The sequence below is a fragment of the Paraburkholderia sediminicola genome, from assembly GCF_046027825.1.
Lineage (GTDB): Bacteria > Pseudomonadota > Gammaproteobacteria > Burkholderiales > Burkholderiaceae > Paraburkholderia > Paraburkholderia sediminicola_D.
Window position 1 is genome coordinate 34149 of record NZ_JAQQDU010000030.1, and the last position, 19773, is coordinate 53921.

Here is a 19773-nt window from a genome sequence, read left to right on the forward strand (position 1 = left end):
CGGTGGCAATGCATTCGCTTGTGAACCTCCTAATGCAATGGCTGTGCCATGCACCTTCAATCCCTTGCCGCACGGCGATTGTTGCTGCACCGCACCGTGCCGGACCACGCCTTATGTCACAGGTTGATTCGGATTCGACACGCGACGGATTCACCGGTTTGCGCGTGGCAGCGGGAACGGCCGGTTTGCATGAACGGACGCGATCCTCATCGCCCCCATCCGGCCGCGCTTTGCGGCGTGACCCGGTCAAATATGCCGATGCTTCGGGGCCCGAAACAGCTCGCGCAGCCGTTGCCCAAGATGTCGCAAGCTTGAGACACCGTGAGCCAAAGGCACGGCATCCATCGCGTGGTTTCGGCAATGCGGCTTGCCGTGCTCTGTGGCGCACCACGCATAGCCGGGGTTGACGGGCTATTTTTGAACGGGAAGCGCACACGTTGCCGCGAGAAAATCGTTTCCGAATCCAGATTTGTTTGTATAGCGTTCGAATGCGCTTTCGCTTATGGTTAAGCCATGCGCCACGTAGAGCGCCTATGTCTGGCCACCGATCTAAGAAAACGGCATTTGTGATTCGGGGATGAAATAGTCAGGCGGGTTCAGCGTTGAACGCCGTTCTACTGCCTGTCCGATGTGTAACACCTCGCGGCTTGCACTGCCGCACCATGCCCCCCGCTATTGCCGCCACCGCGAAATTGTCATTGCCGGTCTGTCCAGTACGTCAAAGAGCCGTTATGAGAGTAGCAACGTTCCGGGGGTAACATGAATACGACTTGCACGCCTGTCGACACCGAACGCACCGTTTTGTACGTGTCGAACTCGCCCGATCAGGATCTCGCCAGCTTCCTGGCCGCATCGGGCTGGCAAGTGGTGCACGCGAGGAGCACGACGACTGCCGAACGCCTGATCGAGCGCGGCAACATCAAGGTCGGCCTCGTCGAATTGCCCAGCAATTGCACGTCCCAGCATTTGTCCGTGCTGGCCTCCTGCATGCGGCGCGTCGAAACCAATTGGGTCGCGCAGATCGCGCCGGGCCAGGCGGAAAACGAACTGGTCAGCCGCTTCATCCTCGACTATTGCTTTGATTTTGTTACCCGGCCGTGGCTGAACGAGCGGCTCGTGTTCGCGCTCGGCCACGCGCACGGACTGTCGAGCCTGCGGCACGCGCCCGTCGCGCCGGAGCCGTCGCTCGGCCGGCACGGCATGGTTGGGCAATGCGAGGCGATGCAGCAGCTATACCGGCGCATCGACAAATGCAGCGCGACCGAAGCGCCGGTGTTCATCGCCGGCGAATCGGGCACCGGCAAGGAACTGACCGCCCGTGCGATTCATGATCGCTCGCCGCGCGCCGGCCAGGCGTTTGTCGCCATCAATTGCGCGGCCATTCCGCCAAGCCTGCTGCAAGCCGAATTGTTCGGCCACGAGCGCGGCGCCTTTACCGGTGCGTTACAGCGCAAGATCGGCCGGATCGAAAGCGCTAACGAAGGCACGCTGTTTCTGGATGAAATCGGCGACATGCCGCACGAGTGCCAGGCCGTGCTGCTGCGCTTCCTGCAGGAAGGCACCATCGAACGGTTGGGCGGCAATGGGCCGATCAAGGTCGACGTACGGGTGATTTCGGCGACGCACGTCGATCTGGACCGCGCCGTCGAAGACGGCCGCTTCCGCTCTGACCTGTATCACCGCCTGTGCGTGCTACGGCTTATCGAGCCGCCGCTGCGCGAACGCGGCGGCGACATCAAGCTGCTCGCCAACTATGCGCTCAGCATGTACCGGCAGGATGGCGCGCGCAAATTGCGTGGGCTGTCGAGCGATGCGATCGTCGCCATGTCGAACTATCCGTGGCCGGGCAACGTGCGCGAGCTGATCAATTGCGTGCGCCGCGCCGTGGTGATGAGTGAGGGACGCTTTATCACGGCAAGCGACCTCGGCTTGCCGGAAGCGGACAACGGGCCGGCCGTGACGCTCGCGGAAATCCGCAGCAAGGCCGAAAAGGACGCCATCGAGCACGCGTTGCAGCGGCACGGCTACCGATTGTCCGAGGCCGCGGCCGAGCTCGGCATTTCGCGGGCCACGCTGTATCGCCTGATCCATGCGAACCGGCTGCATCAGGAACCGGCGGCCGGGCGCGCGTCGAACGTCAACGGCGCGGACGCCGACGACGAGGCGGAGCGGCACGCGCAGTCGCTGGCTTGATCTGACCGGCTGCCTGAGCGCGCGGACCGCCGCGGACATTGCCGCGACGATTGCCGCGGCCCGCAGCACCGGACATCGCAACCGCCTATCGGATCCCGCCTGGCGTTGCTATGCTGAAAGCCGTTCATCCACGCGGGAGTGGACTTGGCCGATCAGCACGCTCCGGCGCTAGTGCGCCGCCCCTCCTCCGTCCTCCCCGCCCAGGCGAGCCCGTGCGACGCGCTCGCCATCCACGCGCAGCCTCGTGGCTTCGATCCCCCCTGTCGGCGCAAAAAGCTCGCGCTCGCCGCGACCATCCTCGGCTCGAGCATGGCGTTTATCGACGGCTCCGTGGTCAACGTCGCGCTGCCGTCGATCCAGAACGAACTGGGCGCGAGCGTCGCGGCTATCCAGTGGGTGGTCAACGCATATCTGCTGTTTCTCGGATCGCTGGTGCTGGTGGGCGGCTCGCTCGGCGACAAGCTCGGCCGGCGCACCGTGTTTATCGCGGGAATTGCCTTGTTCACGCTGGCCTCGATCGCCTGCGGCCTCGCGCCCGGCGTCGGCGCCCTGATCGCGGCGCGCGCCGTGCAAGGGATCGGCGCGGCGCTTCTGGTCCCGAGCAGCCTCGCGATCATCGGCGCGGTGTTCGACGACAAGGAGCGTGGCCAGGCAATCGGCACCTGGGCCGGCGTTGGTGCGATTACGTCGGCGGTCGGACCGGTGGCGGGCGGCTGGCTCGTCGATGCGTTTTCGTGGCGGGCGATCTTCTTCCTGAACGTACCGATTGCGTGCGCAACCATCGCGCTGGCGGTCATCGCCGTGCCGGATAGCCGTCAGCAAGACAATTCATCCCACCCGGACCCCGCGCTCGCGGAGCACGCGCCGCCCAGGCTCGACTGGCCGGGCGCCGTCGCGGCCGCCGCGGGGCTCGCTGCGTTGACCTACGGCCTGACCCGCGCGTCGGCGCACGGCTTCGGCGACCGTTGGGTGCTGGCGTCGATCCTCGGCGGCCTGCTCGTGCTGAGCGGATTCGTCGTGCTCGAAGCGAAGACCCGCAATCCGATGATGCCGCTCGACGTGTTCCGTTCGCGCGACTTCGTCGGCGCCAACCTCGTCACGCTGCTGGTCTACTTTGGGCTGGGCGGCGCACTGTTTTTCCTGCCGTTCACGCTGATCCGCGCGTATGGCTATAGCGCGACCGAGGCAGGCGCCGCGCTGCTGCCGGTGCCGGTCACGATCGGCGTGCTGTCGCGTTTCACCGGTGGCCTGGCGGGCCGTTATGGCGCGCGGGCCCTGCTGGGCATCGGGCCGGCAATCGCCGCGATCGGCTTTGCGATGCTCGCGCTGCCCTGGGTACGCGGTGAATATTGGCGCGGCTTCTTTCCAGCGCTTGTCGTGCTCGGGCTTGGCATGACGATTACCGTCGCACCGCTGACGACGACCGTGATGACGTCGGTGTCCGCCGCGCGTACGGGCGTCGCCTCGGGCATCAATAACGCCGTCGCCAGGGTGGCCAGTCTGTTGGCGATTGCGGTACTCGGGATTGTGTTCGTGTGGTCGCACGACGCAGCGCTCGACACCCGGCTCGCTGCGTTGAATATGCCGCAAGCGGCGCGTCAGGCAGCGCGGCTGGCACAAACCGGCATGGATGCAGGCTCAGCGTCACCCGCCACCACGCCAAGCGCTTCGCAGACCAAAGTGACGCAGGCCCAAGCCGATGCTTTGGGTGCGGCGCTGCGGGCGGTGGCGCTGGTGTCGGCGCTTTGTGCGCTGGCCGGCGCGGCGCTGGCGGCTGTGACGATCCGCTCGCGAAGCGAGCCGTAGCGTGTTCGTGCCATCCCATCGACAGTTCAGAATGCAGTGAAACGTCGCGGTCAGCCAGTCAGCATACTGGTGCTCAGGTGCTTACTATCACCCTTACCCAACCGGAGCTTGCACATGACGATTACCTGCTTCATCCGCTACCAGATCGACCCATTCCAACACGATGCCTTCAACGAATACGCACGCAACTGGGGCCGCATTATTCCCCGCTGTGGCGGTCATCTGATCGGCTACTTTCTGCCCCATGAAGGCACCAACGACATCGCGTGGGGGTTGATCGCATTCGACAGCCTCGCCGCGTATGAGGCCTATCGGGCAAGGCTAAGAGGCGACGCCGAGGCGCGGGAAAATTTCAGCCTTGCGCAAACGAAGCGCTTCATTCTGCGCGAGGAGCGCACCTTCACCGAGGTGGTCGAAGGCACGCTTGGGGTGGCGGCGACGGACTCGGTGGAAGCAACGGAATAAGCGGCGTCGCCGGGCAGGCAAGCTTTCTGCTACCTGACGCTACAATTCGATCCGACTGGCCGAACTTTCGCGTGACCACTGAAAGCACCGAAAGCACCGAAAGCCGCCGCGGATGGAACTTGTACGACTCAGCCCGTGTCGGTTCAGTGTCACGCCGCCGAACCGATCCACGGGTCCCGGCACCGCCGTACGCACCTGGTACCCCGCCTTACACCCTATGCGAAAAATACTTCACGCCTGGTTTCTCGTTTTTCTCTTTCTGGGCGCGTCGCCGGCCTTTGCCGCCGCGGCGCAACCCGCCGCCGCCTCCGCGGCATCCGGCGCCGCGCTCACCCTGACGCCCGAACAGGCCCGCCAGGCCCTCAGCGTCCTCAATGATCCCACCCGCCGCGCGCAAGTCAGCGACACGCTCCAGGCGATCGCCGCAGCGGGCGCCCTCAGCGCACCGCCTGCCTCCGCGGCTGCGGCCACGCCGGCAAAAGCCGCCAGCGGCGCCGCGGCGCTCGTTCCCGCCACGTTCCAGTCCAATGGCCTCGCCTCGCAACTGGCGCGTCAAGGCGCGCATTGGGCCGCGCACCTCGGCACGTCATTGCGCGGTTCGGTCGCTGCCCTGCTCGACGTAGCGTCGGTGCGTGCGTGGTGGCATTGGCAATCGACCAATCCGCAAGCGCGTAGCGTGCTGGGTCAGGTCGCATGGTCGCTGCTGGCGGCGCTGCTGCCCGCGCTCGTGCTCGAATGGCTTGCTCGCCGCCTGTTGCGCCGCGCGTACGCGGCCCTCGCCGCGCGCCGCGAACGGGGCGATGAAGACGGCGCGGCGCAGGCGGCGACGCCCGGAACGTCCTCGTCCACGCTAATCGCAACGGACAAAGCGCCCGAAGCCAAAGTCAAGCAGAGCGCCGTCCATCACCTGACGCTCCTGCAGCGCCTGCCGCGCGCGCTGCTGACGATGGTGCTGCGCCTGCTGCCATTGGCGGTATTCATCGGTGCGGCGAGCGCGCTGATGTCGATCGTCACCGACGACGGCACGCCGCAGGACCGCGCGCTCAATTCGCTGATCGACATCTACGTGCTGTGCCGCCTGATCGTGATCGCCAGCGGCTTCTTCCTGCAACCGGCTGCCCCGCGCCTGCGTCTGTTGCGCATGAGCGATGCGTGGGCCGTTTTCGTGCAGCGCTGGATCGTGCGGATCGTCGCTGTGGTCGGCGCCGGTTCGGCAATCGCCGAAATCGCGCAGTCGCTCGGGTTGAACGACGCGGCGCATCTCGCGCTGATGAAGGTCGTCGCGCTCGCCGGCCACATCATGATCTCGATTCTGATCCTGAAATGCGCGAAGCCGGTCGGCGAATTGATCCGCAACCGCTTTGCCGCGAGCAAATCGCTGGAAATGTTCGGCAACGCGCTCGCCGATGCGTGGGCATGGTTTGCGGCGTTCGTCGTGATGGCGCTGTGGTTCATCTGGGCGCTCGACGTGCAGAACGGTTATCGCACCCTGCTGCATCTCGGCGGCATTACGCTGGCGATCCTGGTGGGCGCGCGGGTCATCGCGATCGTGATCTTCGGCGCCATGGCACGGCTCTTCCATGTCCAGGGCGACGCGGAAAAGTCGCTCGTGCAGCAGCATGCCTACCGCTATTACCCGCTGCTGCGGCGAGTGGTTTCGTGGCTCATTTGCATCGTCACCGCGCTCGCGCTGCTGCAGGTATGGGGCGTCGACGTGGGCGAACTGTTCCAGGCCGGTTCGATCGGCCATCGGCTGGCATCGGCGATGGTCACGATCGGTGTCGCCGCGGTGATCGCGCTGGTGGTGTGGGAAGGCGCCAACGTGGCGATCGAGCGGCGGCTCGACCGCTGGACCACCAGCGGCGACCTCGTGCGTGCCGCACGTCTGCGTACCCTGCTGCCGATGCTGCGCAGCGCGCTCTTTTGCGTGATCGCGCTGGTGGTGGTGCTCACCGGCCTGAGCGAACTCGGTGTGAACATCGCGCCGTTGCTGGCGGGCGCAAGTATTTTCGGCGTGGCGCTCGGCTTCGGCTCGCAAAAGCTGGTGCAGGATTTCATCACCGGCATGTTCCTGCTGATGGAAAACGCCATGCAGGTCGGCGACTGGGTCACGCTCGCGAGCGTGTCCGGTACGGTTGAATATCTGTCGATCCGCACCGTACGGTTGCGCGGCAGCGACGGTTCGCTATACACCGTGCCGTTCAGTTCGGTCACGACGGTGAACAACACCAATCGCGGACTCGGCAATGCGGCGGTAAAGGTGAATATCGTATTCGGCGAGGATGTCGACCTGGCGATCGCCACGTTGAAGGAAATCGGTGCCGCCTTGCGCGAGGACGAGAAGTTCAAGGACGGCATCCTGTCCGACTTCAGCTTCTGGGGCGTGGATGGCGTGGATGGCTCGGCGGTGACACTGGCTGGACAGATCCAATGCCGCGACACCGCGCGCTGGGGCGTGCAGCGTGAATTCAACCGGCGCATTCTCGACCAGTTCAGCGTGCGCGGCATCGAAATCGCCAACCCGCAGCGGCATCTGCTGACGTGGGATCCGGAGAGCGTACCGGCCAAAGTCGAATCGAACGGCGCGCCGGATGACGGCCCCAAGGCTGCTGCGAAGGACCAACCGCCTTCAACGGCACCGGCCGACGCTTCGTTGAAGGCAGCGGCCGGGAAAGCCGACGCACCGGTGAAGGATCAACTGCCCGTCGACCCTACGCCGGCCGGTGGCCCAGGAACGCCAGCAAATCCTGGTTCAACTTCTCCGCATGCGTGAAATACAGGCCGTGGCCCGCGCCTTCGTAGACGTTCAGTGACGCGCCTTCGATTAGCGCCGCGGTCGGCCGCCCGGTCAGCTCGAGCGGCGCAGAGGCGTCGCGGTCGCCATGCACGACCAGCGACGGCACCCGGATGCGGGCCAGTTCCGCGCGGAAATCCGTGATGGTCTGAACGCGGGCGAGTTCAAGCATGGCCTGATGCGAGGTTTGCAGCATCATGCGGACCGTCCAGTCGAGCGGCGCGCGCGACACGCCCGGGCCGAAGTACGGCGCGGCATTGGCCTCGATCCAGTCGGGGAAGGAACGGCTCAGTGCGACGCGGCCTTGCTCGAACAGGGCGCCGTCGATCCCGTTCGGGTTGTCTTCCGTTTTCAGCAGATACGGCGTGGCGGCGGGCGCGATGAACGCAATCCGGGCCACGCGCGCTGAACCATGCCGCGTCAGATAGCGCACCGCTTCGCCGCTTGCGATCGAATGCGCGACCAGTGTCACGTTGCTTAGATCGAGCGTGCTCAGCACGCTATCGAGATCGTCGGCAAGCGTGTCGAAGTCGTAGCCCCGCCCCGGATCGCTCGAACGGCCGTGGCCGCGGCGGTCATAAGCGATGCAGCGGCAGCCGAGGCGCGACAGCGGTTCCATCTGATAGGCCCACATGTCGGAATTCAGCGTCCAGCCGGACAGGAACACGAGCGGCTTGCCGTGTCCCCAGTCGCGGTAGAAAAGGCGCGCGTGGTCGGCGGTGCGGATGATGTTGGGGTCGTCGGTGAGATGCGGTGCGGTCGCGTTCATGGAAGCCTCTTTACCTTGGGTTGGAATTGTTGTGCCGTGACGCCACTTTGCCGGGTGGTGGTACGCAGGTCGATTACCTGACAGGTAAAGAGAACGGCTTGCGAGCCGTCGGTAAGTCGCTTATTGCACCCGGTGCTGCACCCACTTATTGCGCCTGCTCGTTGCGCCCGCTTATTGCACCTGCCACCAGCGGGGCAACAACCGCTGCACTTCCGGCCGCCGGTAGCGGTCGTCGATCAGATGCACCACCCCGAGGTCGTGCTCCGTGCGGATGACGCGGCCGGCGGCCTGCACGACCTTCTGCAAGCCCGGATACAGATACATGTAGTCGTAGCCGTTGCCGAACTTCGCGTCCATCGTCCGGCGCATCTGTTCGTTGACGTCGTTCATCTGCGGCAGACCAAGCGTTGCGATGAAGGCGCCAATCAACTGCTGACCGACCAGATCGACGCCCTCGGAGAACGCGCCGCCTAACACCGCGAAGCCCACGCCCTGGTTCGTGGTGCGAAAGCGCGCCAGGAACGCGTCGCGCGCCGCTTCGTCCATGCCCTGTTCCTGCGCCCATACCGGCAGTTCCGGATGACGCTCGCGCATCAACGCCACCACCCGCTGCAAATATTCGAAGCTGCTCAGGAACCCAAGATAGTTGCCCGGTTGCGCTGCGTACTGCTTTGCAATCAGATCGACGATGGGGACGAGCGAACGTTCGCGGTCACGCCAGCGCGTCGATACATTGCCAGCCACCCGCACCTGCAATTGCTCGGCGCGAAACGGCCCATCGACGTCCAGCCAGCTCGTCTGCTCCGGCAGACCCAGCGTGTCGCGATAGAAATGATGCGGATTGAGCGTGCCGGAGAACATCACCGTGGTGCGCGCGGCAGCGTAGCGCCCCGCAAGGAACGGCGCCGGAATCACGTTGCGCACGCACAGCGTGGCGCTGGCTTTGTCACGTGGCGCGTAGCGATCCGTGGTGAGCGTGATATCGAAAATCGAATGCTCGCCGAATTGCTCCGCCAGCGCAACGAAATGCATGGCGTCGAAGAAAAACCGCAGCGACGCATCGTCGATTGAAAGCGGTGCTTCGGCGAGTTGATCCGTGACCGCGCCGATCAGATTCTGTGCGGCCGAAAGCAGTTTGCCAGGGACATCGTCGTAGACCTGATAGGTGTCGGTCTGCGCGCGCTTGACGGCGTTCCACTCGCGCTGCAGCCGTTCAAGCGGCTTCTTCAACGTCGCGGGCGCGGTTTTGCGTGCGAGCCGGAACGCAACCTGATCGAGCGACGCGCTGTACATACGCCGTGCCCGGTCGAGCAGGTTGTGCGCCTCGTCGACCAGCACGCCGACGCGCCACTGATTGATCTGCGTGAGCGCGTACAGCATCGCGCTGCTGTCGTAGTAGTAGTTGTAATCGCCGACCACCACGTCGGACCAGCGCGCCAGTTCCTGCGCGAGATAGTACGGGCAGACGTCGTGCTCGTGCGCCGCTTCGCGTACCGACGCCCGGTCGAGCCTCGGCCCTGCCAACGCCGCGCTGCGGGCCGCGTCGAGGCGGTCGTAGAAGCCGCGTGCAAGCGGACAGGACTCGCCGTTGCAGGCCTTGTCGGGATGCTCGCAGGCCTTGTCGCGTGCGACCAGTTCCAGGGTTCTCAGCGGCAAGCGCGCAGAAGACGGCTCAGCGCTGTGATGGAGCGTTTCGATCGCATCGAGCGCAAGCGCGCGGCCCGGCGTCTTCGCAGTGAGGAAGAACACGCGGTCGATCTGATCCGACGCACACGCCTTGAGCAGCGGAAAAATCGTCGCCAGCGTCTTGCCGATGCCGGTAGGCGCCTGCACCATCAACGGCTTGCCGTCACGCGCCGCACGATACACCGACACCGCCAACTCGCGCTGCCCACTGCGGAACTGGCCATGCGGAAACTGCAAGGCGCTGAGCGCGGCATTGCGCGCGCTGCGATGGGCCTCTTCCTGCACGGCCCAATCGAGAAAACGTTCGCATTGCTCGACGAAGAAAATCTCCAGTTCACGTGCGGTGTGCGTTTCAGTCAGCAACGTTTCTTTCTGACTGCCGATATCGAAGTAGACCAGCGCGACCGTCAATTCGGCGAGCCCGCGGGCGCGGCATAGCAGATGGCCGTACACCAGCGCTTGCGCCCAATGCAGCGTACGGTGATTGGCGGGCATCCGTTCGAGTGCGCCACGATGGGTCTTGATCTCTTCCAGCCGGTTTGCCACCCGGTCGTAGCCGTCGGCGCGGCCACGCACGGTCAAACCGCGATGCGTGCCGGTCAGTGTGACCTCGGTTTCATAGCCGCCTGCGCGACGGCCGGCGACGGTCACGTGGCCAGCCATGCCTTCGAGCGAAGTGGGCGCGGGCGTGAAGCGCAGATCCAGATCGCCGCGCCGCGCGGTGAATTCGCACATCGCCCGCACGGCGACGATGTAGGTCATGTGCGAGCCTCGGTGGGGGCTTCTTTTGTGGTTGCTGTGGTGACCTCTGCGGTGGCATCCTGCGGAGCCGCGGCCGTAACATCTGTCGTGACTGCTGTTGTAACCTTTGCCGCCATCTCTGCTGCTGTCACCGTCATCATGTCTTCGGACACGGCCACGTCTTCATCGGCCCATCGCACATCGAGCACGCGCACCGGCATACCGTGCTGCGCGCAGTAGGCAAGCCAGCGGATCTGGTTGTCCTGCAAGCGGTCGCCGGGACCCTTTACTTCGAGCAACTCGTAACGGCGCTCGGCCGGCCAGAAACGAATCAGATCCGGCAGGCCTGAGCGGTTGCCGCGGATGTCGCGCAGCAGACGCTCGAACCACAGTTTCAGATGCACGGCAGGCAGGCACTCGAGTGCCAAAGCAACCAGTTCCGGCGTCAGCAAGCCCCAGAAGACGAACGGCGATTGCAGACCTGCCTTGCTTTGCAGATGCCGCAGAATCGTCTCGCGATAGGCACCGCTGTCGAGTTGCGCGAGACACGCGGCGAATTGCTCGGCGCGGCGCGCATGAAAATCCGGCGCGTGCAGATCGGCCGGCCCGCGCTGGAACGGATGGAAAAACGCGCCGGGCAGCGCCGCGAACACCGGCTCCCAGCACAGCAAGCCAAACAGCGAGTTGATCAGCGCGTTTTCGACGTAATGAACCGGCGCTGAGTCGCAAGTCAAATGATCGCGTGCGACGTATTCGACTGCTTGCGGCGCCTCAGGCTTCGGCAGCACCAGTGTGCTGCGCTCGACCGGCCGTGCGGCAGGCACACGCCCCACCCGCTCGCCGCGCTTGCGCTGCAAACGCGGCAGCATGCGTGCGACGCGTTGTGCTTCCTCTTCGCTTTCAGGCGTGGCAGCGGCTTCTGAAGCGAGGGCGAAGGCTTCGTCGAATTGCTCGCTGCGTTCCAGCACCCGCAAGCGCCGATGGCGCGCGCCGGGCCACGCGCAACGCGCATAGACGGCAAGTGCAGCGGGCCAGTTCTGTTGACGCTCGCAATGCTGGCCGATACGAAACAGCAGTTTCGCGCGACGCGTTTCGAGCCAGGGGTTGGCGGTTTCGATCGCAACGATCACGGCGACGAGTTCGTCGATCGCGTCGGCTTCAGAGTCCCCCGTGGGCAGCCATTCCAGCGCTTCGCGGCACGCATGCAATGCAAGGTAGACGTCGACGTCCCCGCGCTGCTGGAATGCGCGCGACGACGGCGCGAAGGCAACCTTCTCGTACTGGAACACGCCGAGATCGGCCAAAACGAACTCCGACCAGTCCTGCTGCAGATTGCCGAAGAACATCAGGCGCAGACGCTCGCAAAGCGGTGCGATGGCGACGTGGAAGACGCAGTCGGCGGTTTGGCTATGCCATGTGGACAACGGATGCGCCGTGGCGCCTCGTTCGTCACCTTCACCGTCGTAAAACGGCCGCAGCGTTTCCAGCAGATCGGGTTTGCGCAAGCCCTTCGCGCCGGGAATCAACGCGATGGCGTCCGCGAAGATCAGCAGCAACTCGGGACGCGTGGTGAGCGCGAACAGATCGTCAAGCGTCAGGCCCGGTTCAATGTCGACCCAACCGAGCGCAGCCAGAGGCGCAACGGCCTGCAAAGGGCAACCGATCTCGTCATAAGAAAGACGGCTGGCGCGGAACAGCGTGCCCTTGCGCATCAGCATGCGAACCAGCAACGCGCGCGACGGCTGAGGCAAAGCGGCGAAATCGCGCAGGAAGCCATGTTCGTGCGCGTCCAGCAGATCGTCGTAACGCTCGGCGAGCCACGCCAGCGCACGCTCGAAGTTCAGCAGGTAATAAGAAGCATCAGCGCGGAGGTCTGACGGAGCACTTGTCGCCACGGGGTTTTCATGAAACCTGTATGTTTATACAGTGATGATATCAAAATCCGTGGGAGGGCCGGCTGACAACCGCTTTGCCGAAAGTGGCGCGAGACTCCGCGATAGTCAAAGTGTCGCCAAAAGCTTCAACGCAGTCGACTTGAATACCGCGAAGGCCTCTGCGAAGGTCGGCCTCACCGCGCCGTAGACAAGTGGCAGTAGCACCTGCTCATATTCACGTTTCGTCTGCTCTTCTGTTTCCGCGGTCGCCAAGGCCGCAGCCATGGATTGCTTCGGATCTTCGACAAACGCAGCGTGATGGCGAAACTCTTCGCGATCGTATTCGACGCAGTTCTTGAAGTGCGCTGCAGCTCGATCGACGAATGCCGGGTTCGAGCCGACGATGCAGTAGGTGTCGTAGATGTGGCGCACCAACGCCTGGTCCGAGTTTTCCCGCACACCGGCCCGGTGTTCCGCATGACGGCGCAAAAATGACAGAACCTTTTCCGCGAGCGTTTCTTCCACAGCGACGCACGGCATACGGACCGGCACCCCGTCGCGACTCGCCAAACGGTCGATCAGATACCCGATAGGCTTTTGCACAACGGCAAAGCTCGGCGTGCGCACCGTAAATTCGAGACTTAAGTGAGGTCGCAAACTGTTGTGAGCGGTATAGCGCGTTTTGTAATTCCAACCGGACGCGAAGTAACGGTTCGCGTTGAGCGCCAGCTTTTCCGCTTCGATGATGTGGAAGCCCAATGCTTTCATCGCGTCTATAGCAGCGTTTTTTAGCTTGCTGAGATGGGTCTTCACACCGCTTTGCGAGAGCCCATGGTCCGCATTCAGCACCACCTTCAGATCGACGTCCTCGGACATCCGCTCGATCAAGCCATGCGCTTTGGACAGACTCGTGCCGCCACAAAACACGAACTGAATGTGCTGATGCTGCAGTTTCGCCAACGCGTGTAAGGCGTCAGTGACGTGAACATCTTTCTCGAGGATAAAGGCAGAGAGGTTTCCGGCCAGCCCCTCCGCCGTGATCGAATCAATAAGCTCTTTCTGTTCTTCCGAGATTATTTTCATATTGAACAGTTTTGTTGCCGAAACCCAATTTCCGCACAATGCGGCGATTGCCGGTATTGATCACGGTTCCGGCCGGCAATTGAGTTGTTTTACCGGCGTTGTATAACTCGACTTGCCTGCTTGGGTAGACCTCGACACCCATTCTGGTCAGGGCTTCCTCGGCCAGGATTTCAACTGGCTGAACAGGGATCGGCGCGCCTGACAGGACGCTGCGCTTGGCTTTTGCATACACGCCGACGCCGAGTTTGACGATAACCCCACTCTCGAGCAGCTTGCGGAGCGCACGCCCAATCTGGGCTTCACTGCCAAGACGAGCGAGCTCGGTCCGCAGGAACACGTCGGACGCCCGCTTGGCAATTGCTATTTTCAGCCGATCTTCGAGGACCATCACAAACTCCGATCATCAAGTCCGCCTAAAATTAGGCACAAACTAATGATTACACTCAATAAATTTAAACAAACATCGATCACCGGGTTAGTATAACATGCACCCGAAAGAGGGAGCGCCATGCGCCCCGAAGCCAAGGCGCCCACTAGATTCCTTGCGGTTCAGCCACCCACACCACCGTCAACGACCTTACCCCCTGCGCGCCCCGAATCAGTACGCCTTCGATATCCGCCGTGGCCGAAGGGCCGGTGACCAGCGCCGCGTAGCGCGCATCGCGGAAGTCGTCGCGACGGTACACGTCCTGCAAGCCATCGAGCAATTGCGCCGGATCGAGCAGCACCACCAGATGCTGCACGATGTACCCCAGCGCGTTGACCACATACTCGCGCTCGCTGAACCACACCGAGCCCGTTTCAGCCACGCCGAAGCGCGCCCGCACCACACCCACATCGATATCCTGCAGCGAAGCCGGTTCGGTTTCGGCCGTGATCACGCGGGTACCGGGCACTTCGGGCGTCGCCGACGCCACCGAGGCCGCATCACCGAAGCGCTCGCGAATCAGTGCAAGCACGTCACCCGCAGCCGGCACCCCGGCACACGCGCCGCCCATCGCCTGCAATGCCGTCGTGAAGCGCGCCCGTAAATCCCCGCCCGCCGAAGCGAACAACGGCACATCAGGCCGTGGCCGCGCCGGCGGCTGCGCCTCGCGCACTTTGGCCAGAAAAGCTTCACGCGTTGCCATCGCCACCTCCATGATTTTTCTTGTACCAGGCGTGGAAGGTCAGCTTCGGCGCCTCCGGCAACTCACGCTGCCGCCCCCAGATATTGAGCGGGTTATACAACACGAAATTCGGCAAACGCCGCAGCGCACCACCCATCGACGACACCGTCGCCCGATACAGTGTCGGACTCGCGAGCAAGCGCCCCGCCATCTTCAACACCTCCTGCTTCACGAACGGCACCTCGTGACGTTCGGCGATCACCGTGCGCCATTTGTAGATCTGCTCATGAATATTGATCTTCACCGGACACACATTCGTGCAACTGCCGTTGAGCGTCGACGCAAACGGCAACGCGCTATAACGCTTCAGATCGAAGGTCGGATTGATGATCGCGCCGATCGGTCCCGAATACGTGCCGCCATACGACAAGCCGCCACTGCGCCGGTACACGGGACACGTGTTCATACACGCGCCGCAGCGAATACATTTGAGCGAATACCAGAAGTCCTCCATCGCGAGCCGCTCCGAGCGGCCATGATCGACGAGGATGAAATGCATCTCGGTGCCCGGACGCGGCGCGCGAAAATGCGAGGTGTACTGTGTAATCGGCGAGCCGAGCGCGCTGCGCGACAACATGCGGATGAACACGCCGAGGTCCGACACTTTTGGAATCAGCTTCTCGATACCGATCGACGCGATATGCAACGGCGGCACATTCGCCGACAGGTCGGCATTGCCCTCGTTAGTACACACCACGACTGCGCCCGTCTCCGCCACCGCGAAATTGCAGCCCGTCATGCCGGCCGTTTTCTCGCGCACGAAGTACGGCCGTGTGTTCATTCGCTGGCTTTCCGCGAGGTAGTGAATATCGCTGTTTTGCGGATCGGTGCCGATGGTTCGGCCGAATAGTTCGGCTACATCGCCACGCAGTTTATGGACCGCGGGCACCACCATATGGCTCGGGTCCTGATGATCGAGCTGCTGAATACGTTCGCCGAGATCGGTCTCCATGACCGTGATGCCGCGCGGTTCGAGATACTCGCGCATCTTGCATTCGTCGGTGAGCATCGACTTGCTTTTGACGAGTGCGGTCATGCCACGCTCGGACATGATCTTGTGGACCAGCGCATTGTGCTCTTCAGCCGTCGCGGCCCAATGCACCACGACGCCATTGGCTTTAGCCGCAGCGGCGAACTGTTCGAGGTAGTCGGACAGATGCGACAGCGTGTGTTCCTTGATGCCCGATGCCAGTTCACGCAGCGTCTCCCACTCCGGGATGCCGTGTGCCTGCGCATCGCGCTTCTCACGCAGATCCCACAGACGCTTGTCGTGAAACGCAACGTGCTCCGTCTTCCTGATGAAAGCGCCCGCGGCTTTCGCGTGATCGATCCGGCTCATGCGCGTGCTCCGTTAAGGACCTGCGCGATATGGATGAAGCGGGCGTCGGCTTTCATCCGTTCCGCGCAGCCTTGCTGGTGCATCAGGCACGACATATCGCCCGATACGATGTATTCCGCGCCGGCGTTGAGGTGATCGCGAACCTTGTCTTGCCCCATTCGCACGGACACCGGTTCTTCGGTTACAGAGAAGGTGCCGCCGAAACCGCAGCATTCATCCGGCCGCGACGGTTTGACGAATTCGATGCCTTTAACGCCTTCGAGCAAAGTGCGTGGCTTCGAAAACGGTGGCCCGGCAATCTCCGAAACCGACGCCTCCTTCAGATGCCGCAACGCGCTGCAACTGTTATGCAGGCCAACGCGATGCGGAAACTCGGCCCATGGAAATTCGCGCGCGCCGACCACGTCGTGCAGGAATTCGACGAGTTCATAGGCATTGGCGCGAACCTTCCTGACCTCATCGGTCTGCTCGAGCGCGATCAAATGCTCGCGCACGTGGTGGATGCAACTTGCCGACGGCCCGACGATGTAGTCATAGCCGGCGAAGTTGCGCGCGAACACGCGCTCGGCACCGGCTGCTTCGGCTTGCGCACCGCTGTTGGCCATCGGCTGGCCGCAGCAGGTTTGCTCCTGCGGATAGTCGACCTCGATGCCGAAGCGTTCCAGCAATTCGAGTGTGGCGATCCCCACTTCGGGATAGAACGCGTCGATGAAGCACGGGATAAACAGGGCGACTTTCATAGGCTCGTTGAAAAGAAAGGCGGTAGCCGGTGATTCACTAACTCTAGCTCGGGAATCGCGGCGGCGCAGGCGTTTCCCGCCGACGCCATGCGTCTGGCCGGTCAGCATGGCCGCTCATTGTGACCACTCAGTCAGACTGGTCATGTTGGTCTGACCACGAATTATAAAGGAAAGATGCCGGACGGTGTCAACCGGAAATCGCTGGTGGAACGGGCTGTGAGGGTCGCTACGCGGCAGCGCAGGTGTGCGATCCGCCGCTCGCGAGGCGAGCGCGAACGGGGCTTAAAAGGTCAGATAAACCAGAAGATCAGCAGCCCGGCAAACTCAGGAAATCACGCTCGGCGAAGGTTTCGCCGCGTCTTCCTTGTACATTTCGCGCACATAGGTCAAATGACGCTCGGCGGCCTTGCGCGCCTTTTGTGCGTCGCGCGCGATGACCGCGTCGTAGATCGCCTGATGCTGGTTCATCAACTGTTTTTCCATCGCGTCGTCGTAGTCGATCAGGCGATGGTATTGGCGCATGCCTTCGCGAATCAGCGTATGGATTCCGTGCATCACATGAGCGAGCGCGATGTTATGCGTGGAGTCGGCGATGGCGAGGTGAAACGCAGCGTCCAGTTCCGCGAGGTTCACGCGGTCTTGCGACTGGGAGCCGGCCTTCAATGCTTCAAACGCTTCGGTGATCTTCTGCAGATCCGCTGCCGTGGCACGCTCCGCCGCGTACACCGTCGAAATCGATTCGAGACCCTGGCGCAGTTCGAGAATATCGGCACTGGTGCGCGGATTTTGCAGCAGCAGCTCAGCGAGCGGCTTGGAGATGATTGGCGCGGTGACGTCGACGACCGTGAAGCCGCCCCGCCCCGACGTTTCGATATAACCGTCCGCTTCCAGCCGGATCAGCGCTTCCCGCAACGACGGCCGCGACACACCGAGCTGCGTGGCCAGATCGCGTTCGGCCGGCAACCGGTCGCCGGGCATCAGCGAGCCGTCCGAGATCAGTTGCTTGATCTGGTCGGACACCACGTCGGAGAGTCGTTTGCGCGTGAAGGACTGGATCGGGAGAAATGGCATGGGCAGCGGTGGATGAAGCCGGGTTAATGAAGCCTGGTCGGCGAAGCCGTGGACAACGGCATGGACGCACCTTCAAACGGGCGCGGCAAAGTGTGCAAATTATACCGTTCCACGACTTGCCGCGGACTTGCGCACGGGACGCAGCGGCGTAGGGCACCGCCGCCGACAAAACTAGCTCGCGCCCGCCGCATAGAAACTCGCCAGATCCCGCTTGAGTGCATGCAACGCGGCGTCGTCGAGATAGATCATGTGGCCGGTTGGATAGTAGGTGATACGCACGTTGGCGCGCAGCGGCGCATCGATACCCAGATGCGCGAGCGCATATTCGGTCGCATAGAACGGCGTGGCGAGGTCGAAATAACCGTTCAGCGACATCACGCGCAATTGCGGATTCTGGCGCATCGCTTCGGCGAGATCGCCCGCCGCATACGGCTCGTTCAAGCGTTCGCCCCACCACTCACGATGTTTCCAGTCCCACTGCTTCAACGCATCGTCATTGAAGACGCGATAGCGGTCGGTGGGCGTGAAGTGCAGGTCCTGCGCAAGATGCTGATGCAGCGCGGCGTCGAACGCGCTCGACACGCTGCTCACCGAGGCGTCGAAATCGGGACGCTCGGACACGCCGTCATATTCGAGCCCTTCGAAACGTCCGTCGTAACGGCCGACGCTGCGCGACTGATCGCGCAGCAATTGATTGCGAAAGCGCGACGGATAGAGACGCAGGCGGCTTCGCTTCACGTAATCGACATCGAGCCCGGTGAACTGCGCGACGCGCGCGGCAATCTCGTCGCGCTGCGCATCAGGCAACGCGTCGCCCTGCGCGAGCGCTTGTGCATAGGGTCCACGCGCGAACGCGCGGGCCTCATCGAGAAAGGCCGGCAAACTGGCCGGTTTCGGCACGATCTTGTTGTGGTACCAGGCGATCGCCGCGAAGCTCGGCAAATAGCTTTCGCTCTGGAAATCGGAGCCGGGTGAAAACGCCGCGGAATCGAGCACCGAAGACATCAGGATCACGCCGTTGAGCGCGATATTGTTTTGCCCCAGCTGATACGCGAGCATCGCGGCACGCGCGGTACCGTACGATTCGCCAAGCAGGTACTTCGGCGAATTCCAGCGCTGGTTCACCGTCAGATAGCGGTCGATGAACTGCGAAAACGCGTCGAGGTCCTGATCGACGCCCCAGAAATCCTTCCCGGTGCCATGCCCAACGGTCCTCGACAAGCCCGCGCCCACGGCATCGATAAAGACCAGATCCGTGCTGTCGAGCAGGCTATCGGGGTTGTCATCCAGCACATACGGCGCGGGCGGCGTGATCGCGGGACTCGCCGTGCGCACCCGCTTCGGCCCGAACGAGCCGATCATCAGGAACACACTGCCCGCCCCCGGTCCACCGTTGAAGAGGAACGTGACGGGGCGCGTCGAGGGCGCTTTGGTGCCGACCGTGTACGCGACATAGAAAATGCTCGCATTGGCCTGCCCGGTTTTGTCGCGCAGCAGCAGGTTGCCTGCGGTCGCCGTGTAGTCGATCTTGCGGCCGTCGAGCCGGATCGAATGCTGCGTCACCGTGGTGCTCTCCGGCGGGACGGGAATCGCCGTGGCCTCGGGTTTGGCGTTGTGCTGCGAGTTGTCTTGCGTATCGTTCCGGGTGGCCGCGGACGCCTGCGGTGGACGGCCGGTACGCGATGGATTGGCGCGTGGCGCCTTGACTAGCTGCCCGTTCGCATCGACGGTTTGCCCCGACGTCTCTGCCTGAGCGCTGGGCACGCTGGGCACGCCCGCTGAGCTGGCCGGCGACGTGGCTGTTTCAGGGCTGGCAGTGGCAGCGGATGAGTCATCCAGTTCGGCCGCCACGCACATCTGACTAAACACGGCGAGGATGGCGAGAACCAGCGCCATCGCCACCAGAGCGGCCGCCACGGACCCTGCCAGCAGTGAGCGGCGCAACGAGAGATAGAAGCGAAGGGCCATGGGGTTTCCGGCTGCGAGTCGATATGCGTCGATGTCCCGGTTGTCTAGGTTAAGACGAACTGGGCGAACGATTCT

The 19773-nt window shown here is 63.2% G+C and carries 14 protein-coding genes; 4 read left to right on the forward strand and 10 right to left on the reverse strand.

What is annotated here, in order from left to right; genetic code table 11:
• Positions 1 to 759 precede the first annotated feature (759 nt).
• From PQQ96_RS18020 to PQQ96_RS18035, 4 genes are all read left to right on the forward strand, one after another.
• Positions 760 to 2193, forward strand: a complete 1434-nt coding sequence (locus tag PQQ96_RS18020) for a sigma 54-interacting transcriptional regulator (RefSeq protein ID WP_408294422.1) — start codon at positions 760 to 762, stop codon at positions 2191 to 2193.
• A gap of 144 nt (positions 2194 to 2337) precedes the next feature.
• Positions 2338 to 3999 (forward strand): MFS transporter, encoded by a 1662-nt coding sequence (locus PQQ96_RS18025; RefSeq protein ID WP_408294425.1) that lies wholly within the window; start codon positions 2338 to 2340, stop codon positions 3997 to 3999.
• 114 nt (positions 4000 to 4113) lie between these two features.
• Positions 4114 to 4464, forward strand: a complete 351-nt coding sequence (locus PQQ96_RS18030; RefSeq protein ID WP_408294427.1) for an NIPSNAP family protein — start codon at positions 4114 to 4116, stop codon at positions 4462 to 4464.
• A 217-nt stretch (positions 4465 to 4681) separates the two neighbouring features.
• Positions 4682 to 7237 carry a mechanosensitive ion channel family protein gene (locus tag PQQ96_RS18035; RefSeq protein ID WP_408294430.1) on the forward strand — a complete coding sequence of 852 codons (2556 nt, stop codon included), beginning with the start codon at positions 4682 to 4684 and terminating at the stop codon, positions 7235 to 7237.
• Here PQQ96_RS18035 and PQQ96_RS18040 read toward each other — a convergent pair.
• The 10 genes from PQQ96_RS18040 to PQQ96_RS18085 all read right to left on the reverse strand — a co-directional run bounded on the left by PQQ96_RS18040 (position 7176) and on the right by PQQ96_RS18085 (position 19698).
• Complete coding sequence (locus tag PQQ96_RS18040; RefSeq protein WP_408294432.1) at positions 7176 to 8027, reverse strand: alpha/beta fold hydrolase; 852 nt, start codon at positions 8025 to 8027, stop codon at positions 7176 to 7178. The two genes, PQQ96_RS18035 and PQQ96_RS18040, sit on opposite strands and share 62 nt — an antisense overlap.
• A 171-nt stretch (positions 8028 to 8198) precedes the next feature.
• A complete protein-coding gene (locus tag PQQ96_RS18045) occupies positions 8199 to 10475 on the reverse strand; it encodes an ATP-dependent DNA helicase (protein WP_408294435.1) in 2277 nt (758 codons plus the stop codon).
• Positions 10472 to 12349 (reverse strand): VRR-NUC domain-containing protein, encoded by a 1878-nt coding sequence (locus tag PQQ96_RS18050; protein WP_408294437.1) that lies wholly within the window; start codon positions 12347 to 12349, stop codon positions 10472 to 10474. Before PQQ96_RS18050 ends, PQQ96_RS18045 begins: the two co-directional genes overlap by 4 nt.
• Before the next feature lie 105 nt (positions 12350 to 12454).
• Entirely contained in the window at positions 12455 to 13411 is a 957-nt protein-coding gene (locus tag PQQ96_RS18055) for a nucleotidyl transferase AbiEii/AbiGii toxin family protein (RefSeq protein ID WP_408294440.1), read from the reverse strand.
• Entirely contained in the window at positions 13374 to 13799 is a 426-nt protein-coding gene (locus tag PQQ96_RS18060; protein WP_074287349.1) for a type IV toxin-antitoxin system AbiEi family antitoxin domain-containing protein, read from the reverse strand. The genes PQQ96_RS18055 and PQQ96_RS18060 overlap by 38 nt, the downstream gene beginning before the upstream one ends.
• Before the next feature lie 145 nt (positions 13800 to 13944).
• Positions 13945 to 14541 carry a LutC/YkgG family protein gene (locus tag PQQ96_RS18065; protein ID WP_408294443.1) on the reverse strand — a complete coding sequence of 199 codons (597 nt, stop codon included), beginning with the start codon at positions 14539 to 14541 and terminating at the stop codon, positions 13945 to 13947.
• Entirely contained in the window at positions 14528 to 15919 is a 1392-nt protein-coding gene (locus tag PQQ96_RS18070; protein ID WP_408294445.1) for a lactate utilization protein B, read from the reverse strand. Before PQQ96_RS18070 ends, PQQ96_RS18065 begins: the two co-directional genes overlap by 14 nt.
• On the reverse strand, positions 15916 to 16659 hold the full coding sequence (locus tag PQQ96_RS18075; RefSeq protein ID WP_408294448.1) for a (Fe-S)-binding protein: 744 nt from the start codon (positions 16657 to 16659) through the stop codon (positions 15916 to 15918). Before PQQ96_RS18075 ends, PQQ96_RS18070 begins: the two co-directional genes overlap by 4 nt.
• A 324-nt stretch (positions 16660 to 16983) precedes the next feature.
• Positions 16984 to 17730: a FadR/GntR family transcriptional regulator gene (locus PQQ96_RS18080; protein WP_408294450.1), complete on the reverse strand. Its 747-nt coding sequence runs from the start codon at positions 17728 to 17730 to the stop codon at positions 16984 to 16986.
• Positions 17731 to 17901: 171 nt separating this feature from the next.
• Positions 17902 to 19698, reverse strand: coding sequence for a S10 family peptidase (locus PQQ96_RS18085; protein ID WP_408294451.1), 1797 nt, complete (start codon positions 19696 to 19698; stop codon positions 17902 to 17904).
• Positions 19699 to 19773 lie beyond the last annotated feature (75 nt).

Excerpts from the sequence above, each read along its gene's own strand:
- PQQ96_RS18020 (WP_408294422.1), top strand. The coding sequence starts at position 760 with ATGAATACGACTTGCACGCCTGTCGACACCGAACGCACCGTTTTGTAC.
- PQQ96_RS18030 (WP_408294427.1), top strand. The coding sequence starts at position 4,114 with ATGACGATTACCTGCTTCATCCGCTACCAGATCGACCCATTCCAACAC.
- PQQ96_RS18035 (WP_408294430.1), top strand. The coding sequence starts at position 4,682 with ATGCGAAAAATACTTCACGCCTGGTTTCTCGTTTTTCTCTTTCTGGGC.
- PQQ96_RS18040 (WP_408294432.1), bottom strand. The coding sequence starts at position 8,027 with ATGAACGCGACCGCACCGCATCTCACCGACGACCCCAACATCATCCGC.
- PQQ96_RS18045 (WP_408294435.1), bottom strand. The coding sequence starts at position 10,475 with ATGACCTACATCGTCGCCGTGCGGGCGATGTGCGAATTCACCGCGCGG.
- PQQ96_RS18055 (WP_408294440.1), bottom strand. The coding sequence starts at position 13,411 with ATGAAAATAATCTCGGAAGAACAGAAAGAGCTTATTGATTCGATCACG.
- PQQ96_RS18060 (WP_074287349.1), bottom strand. The coding sequence starts at position 13,799 with ATGGTCCTCGAAGATCGGCTGAAAATAGCAATTGCCAAGCGGGCGTCC.
- PQQ96_RS18065 (WP_408294443.1), bottom strand. The coding sequence starts at position 14,541 with ATGGCAACGCGTGAAGCTTTTCTGGCCAAAGTGCGCGAGGCGCAGCCG.
- PQQ96_RS18070 (WP_408294445.1), bottom strand. The coding sequence starts at position 15,919 with ATGAGCCGGATCGATCACGCGAAAGCCGCGGGCGCTTTCATCAGGAAG.
- PQQ96_RS18075 (WP_408294448.1), bottom strand. The coding sequence starts at position 16,659 with ATGAAAGTCGCCCTGTTTATCCCGTGCTTCATCGACGCGTTCTATCCC.
- PQQ96_RS18080 (WP_408294450.1), bottom strand. The coding sequence starts at position 17,730 with ATGCCATTTCTCCCGATCCAGTCCTTCACGCGCAAACGACTCTCCGAC.
- PQQ96_RS18085 (WP_408294451.1), bottom strand. The coding sequence starts at position 19,698 with ATGGCCCTTCGCTTCTATCTCTCGTTGCGCCGCTCACTGCTGGCAGGG.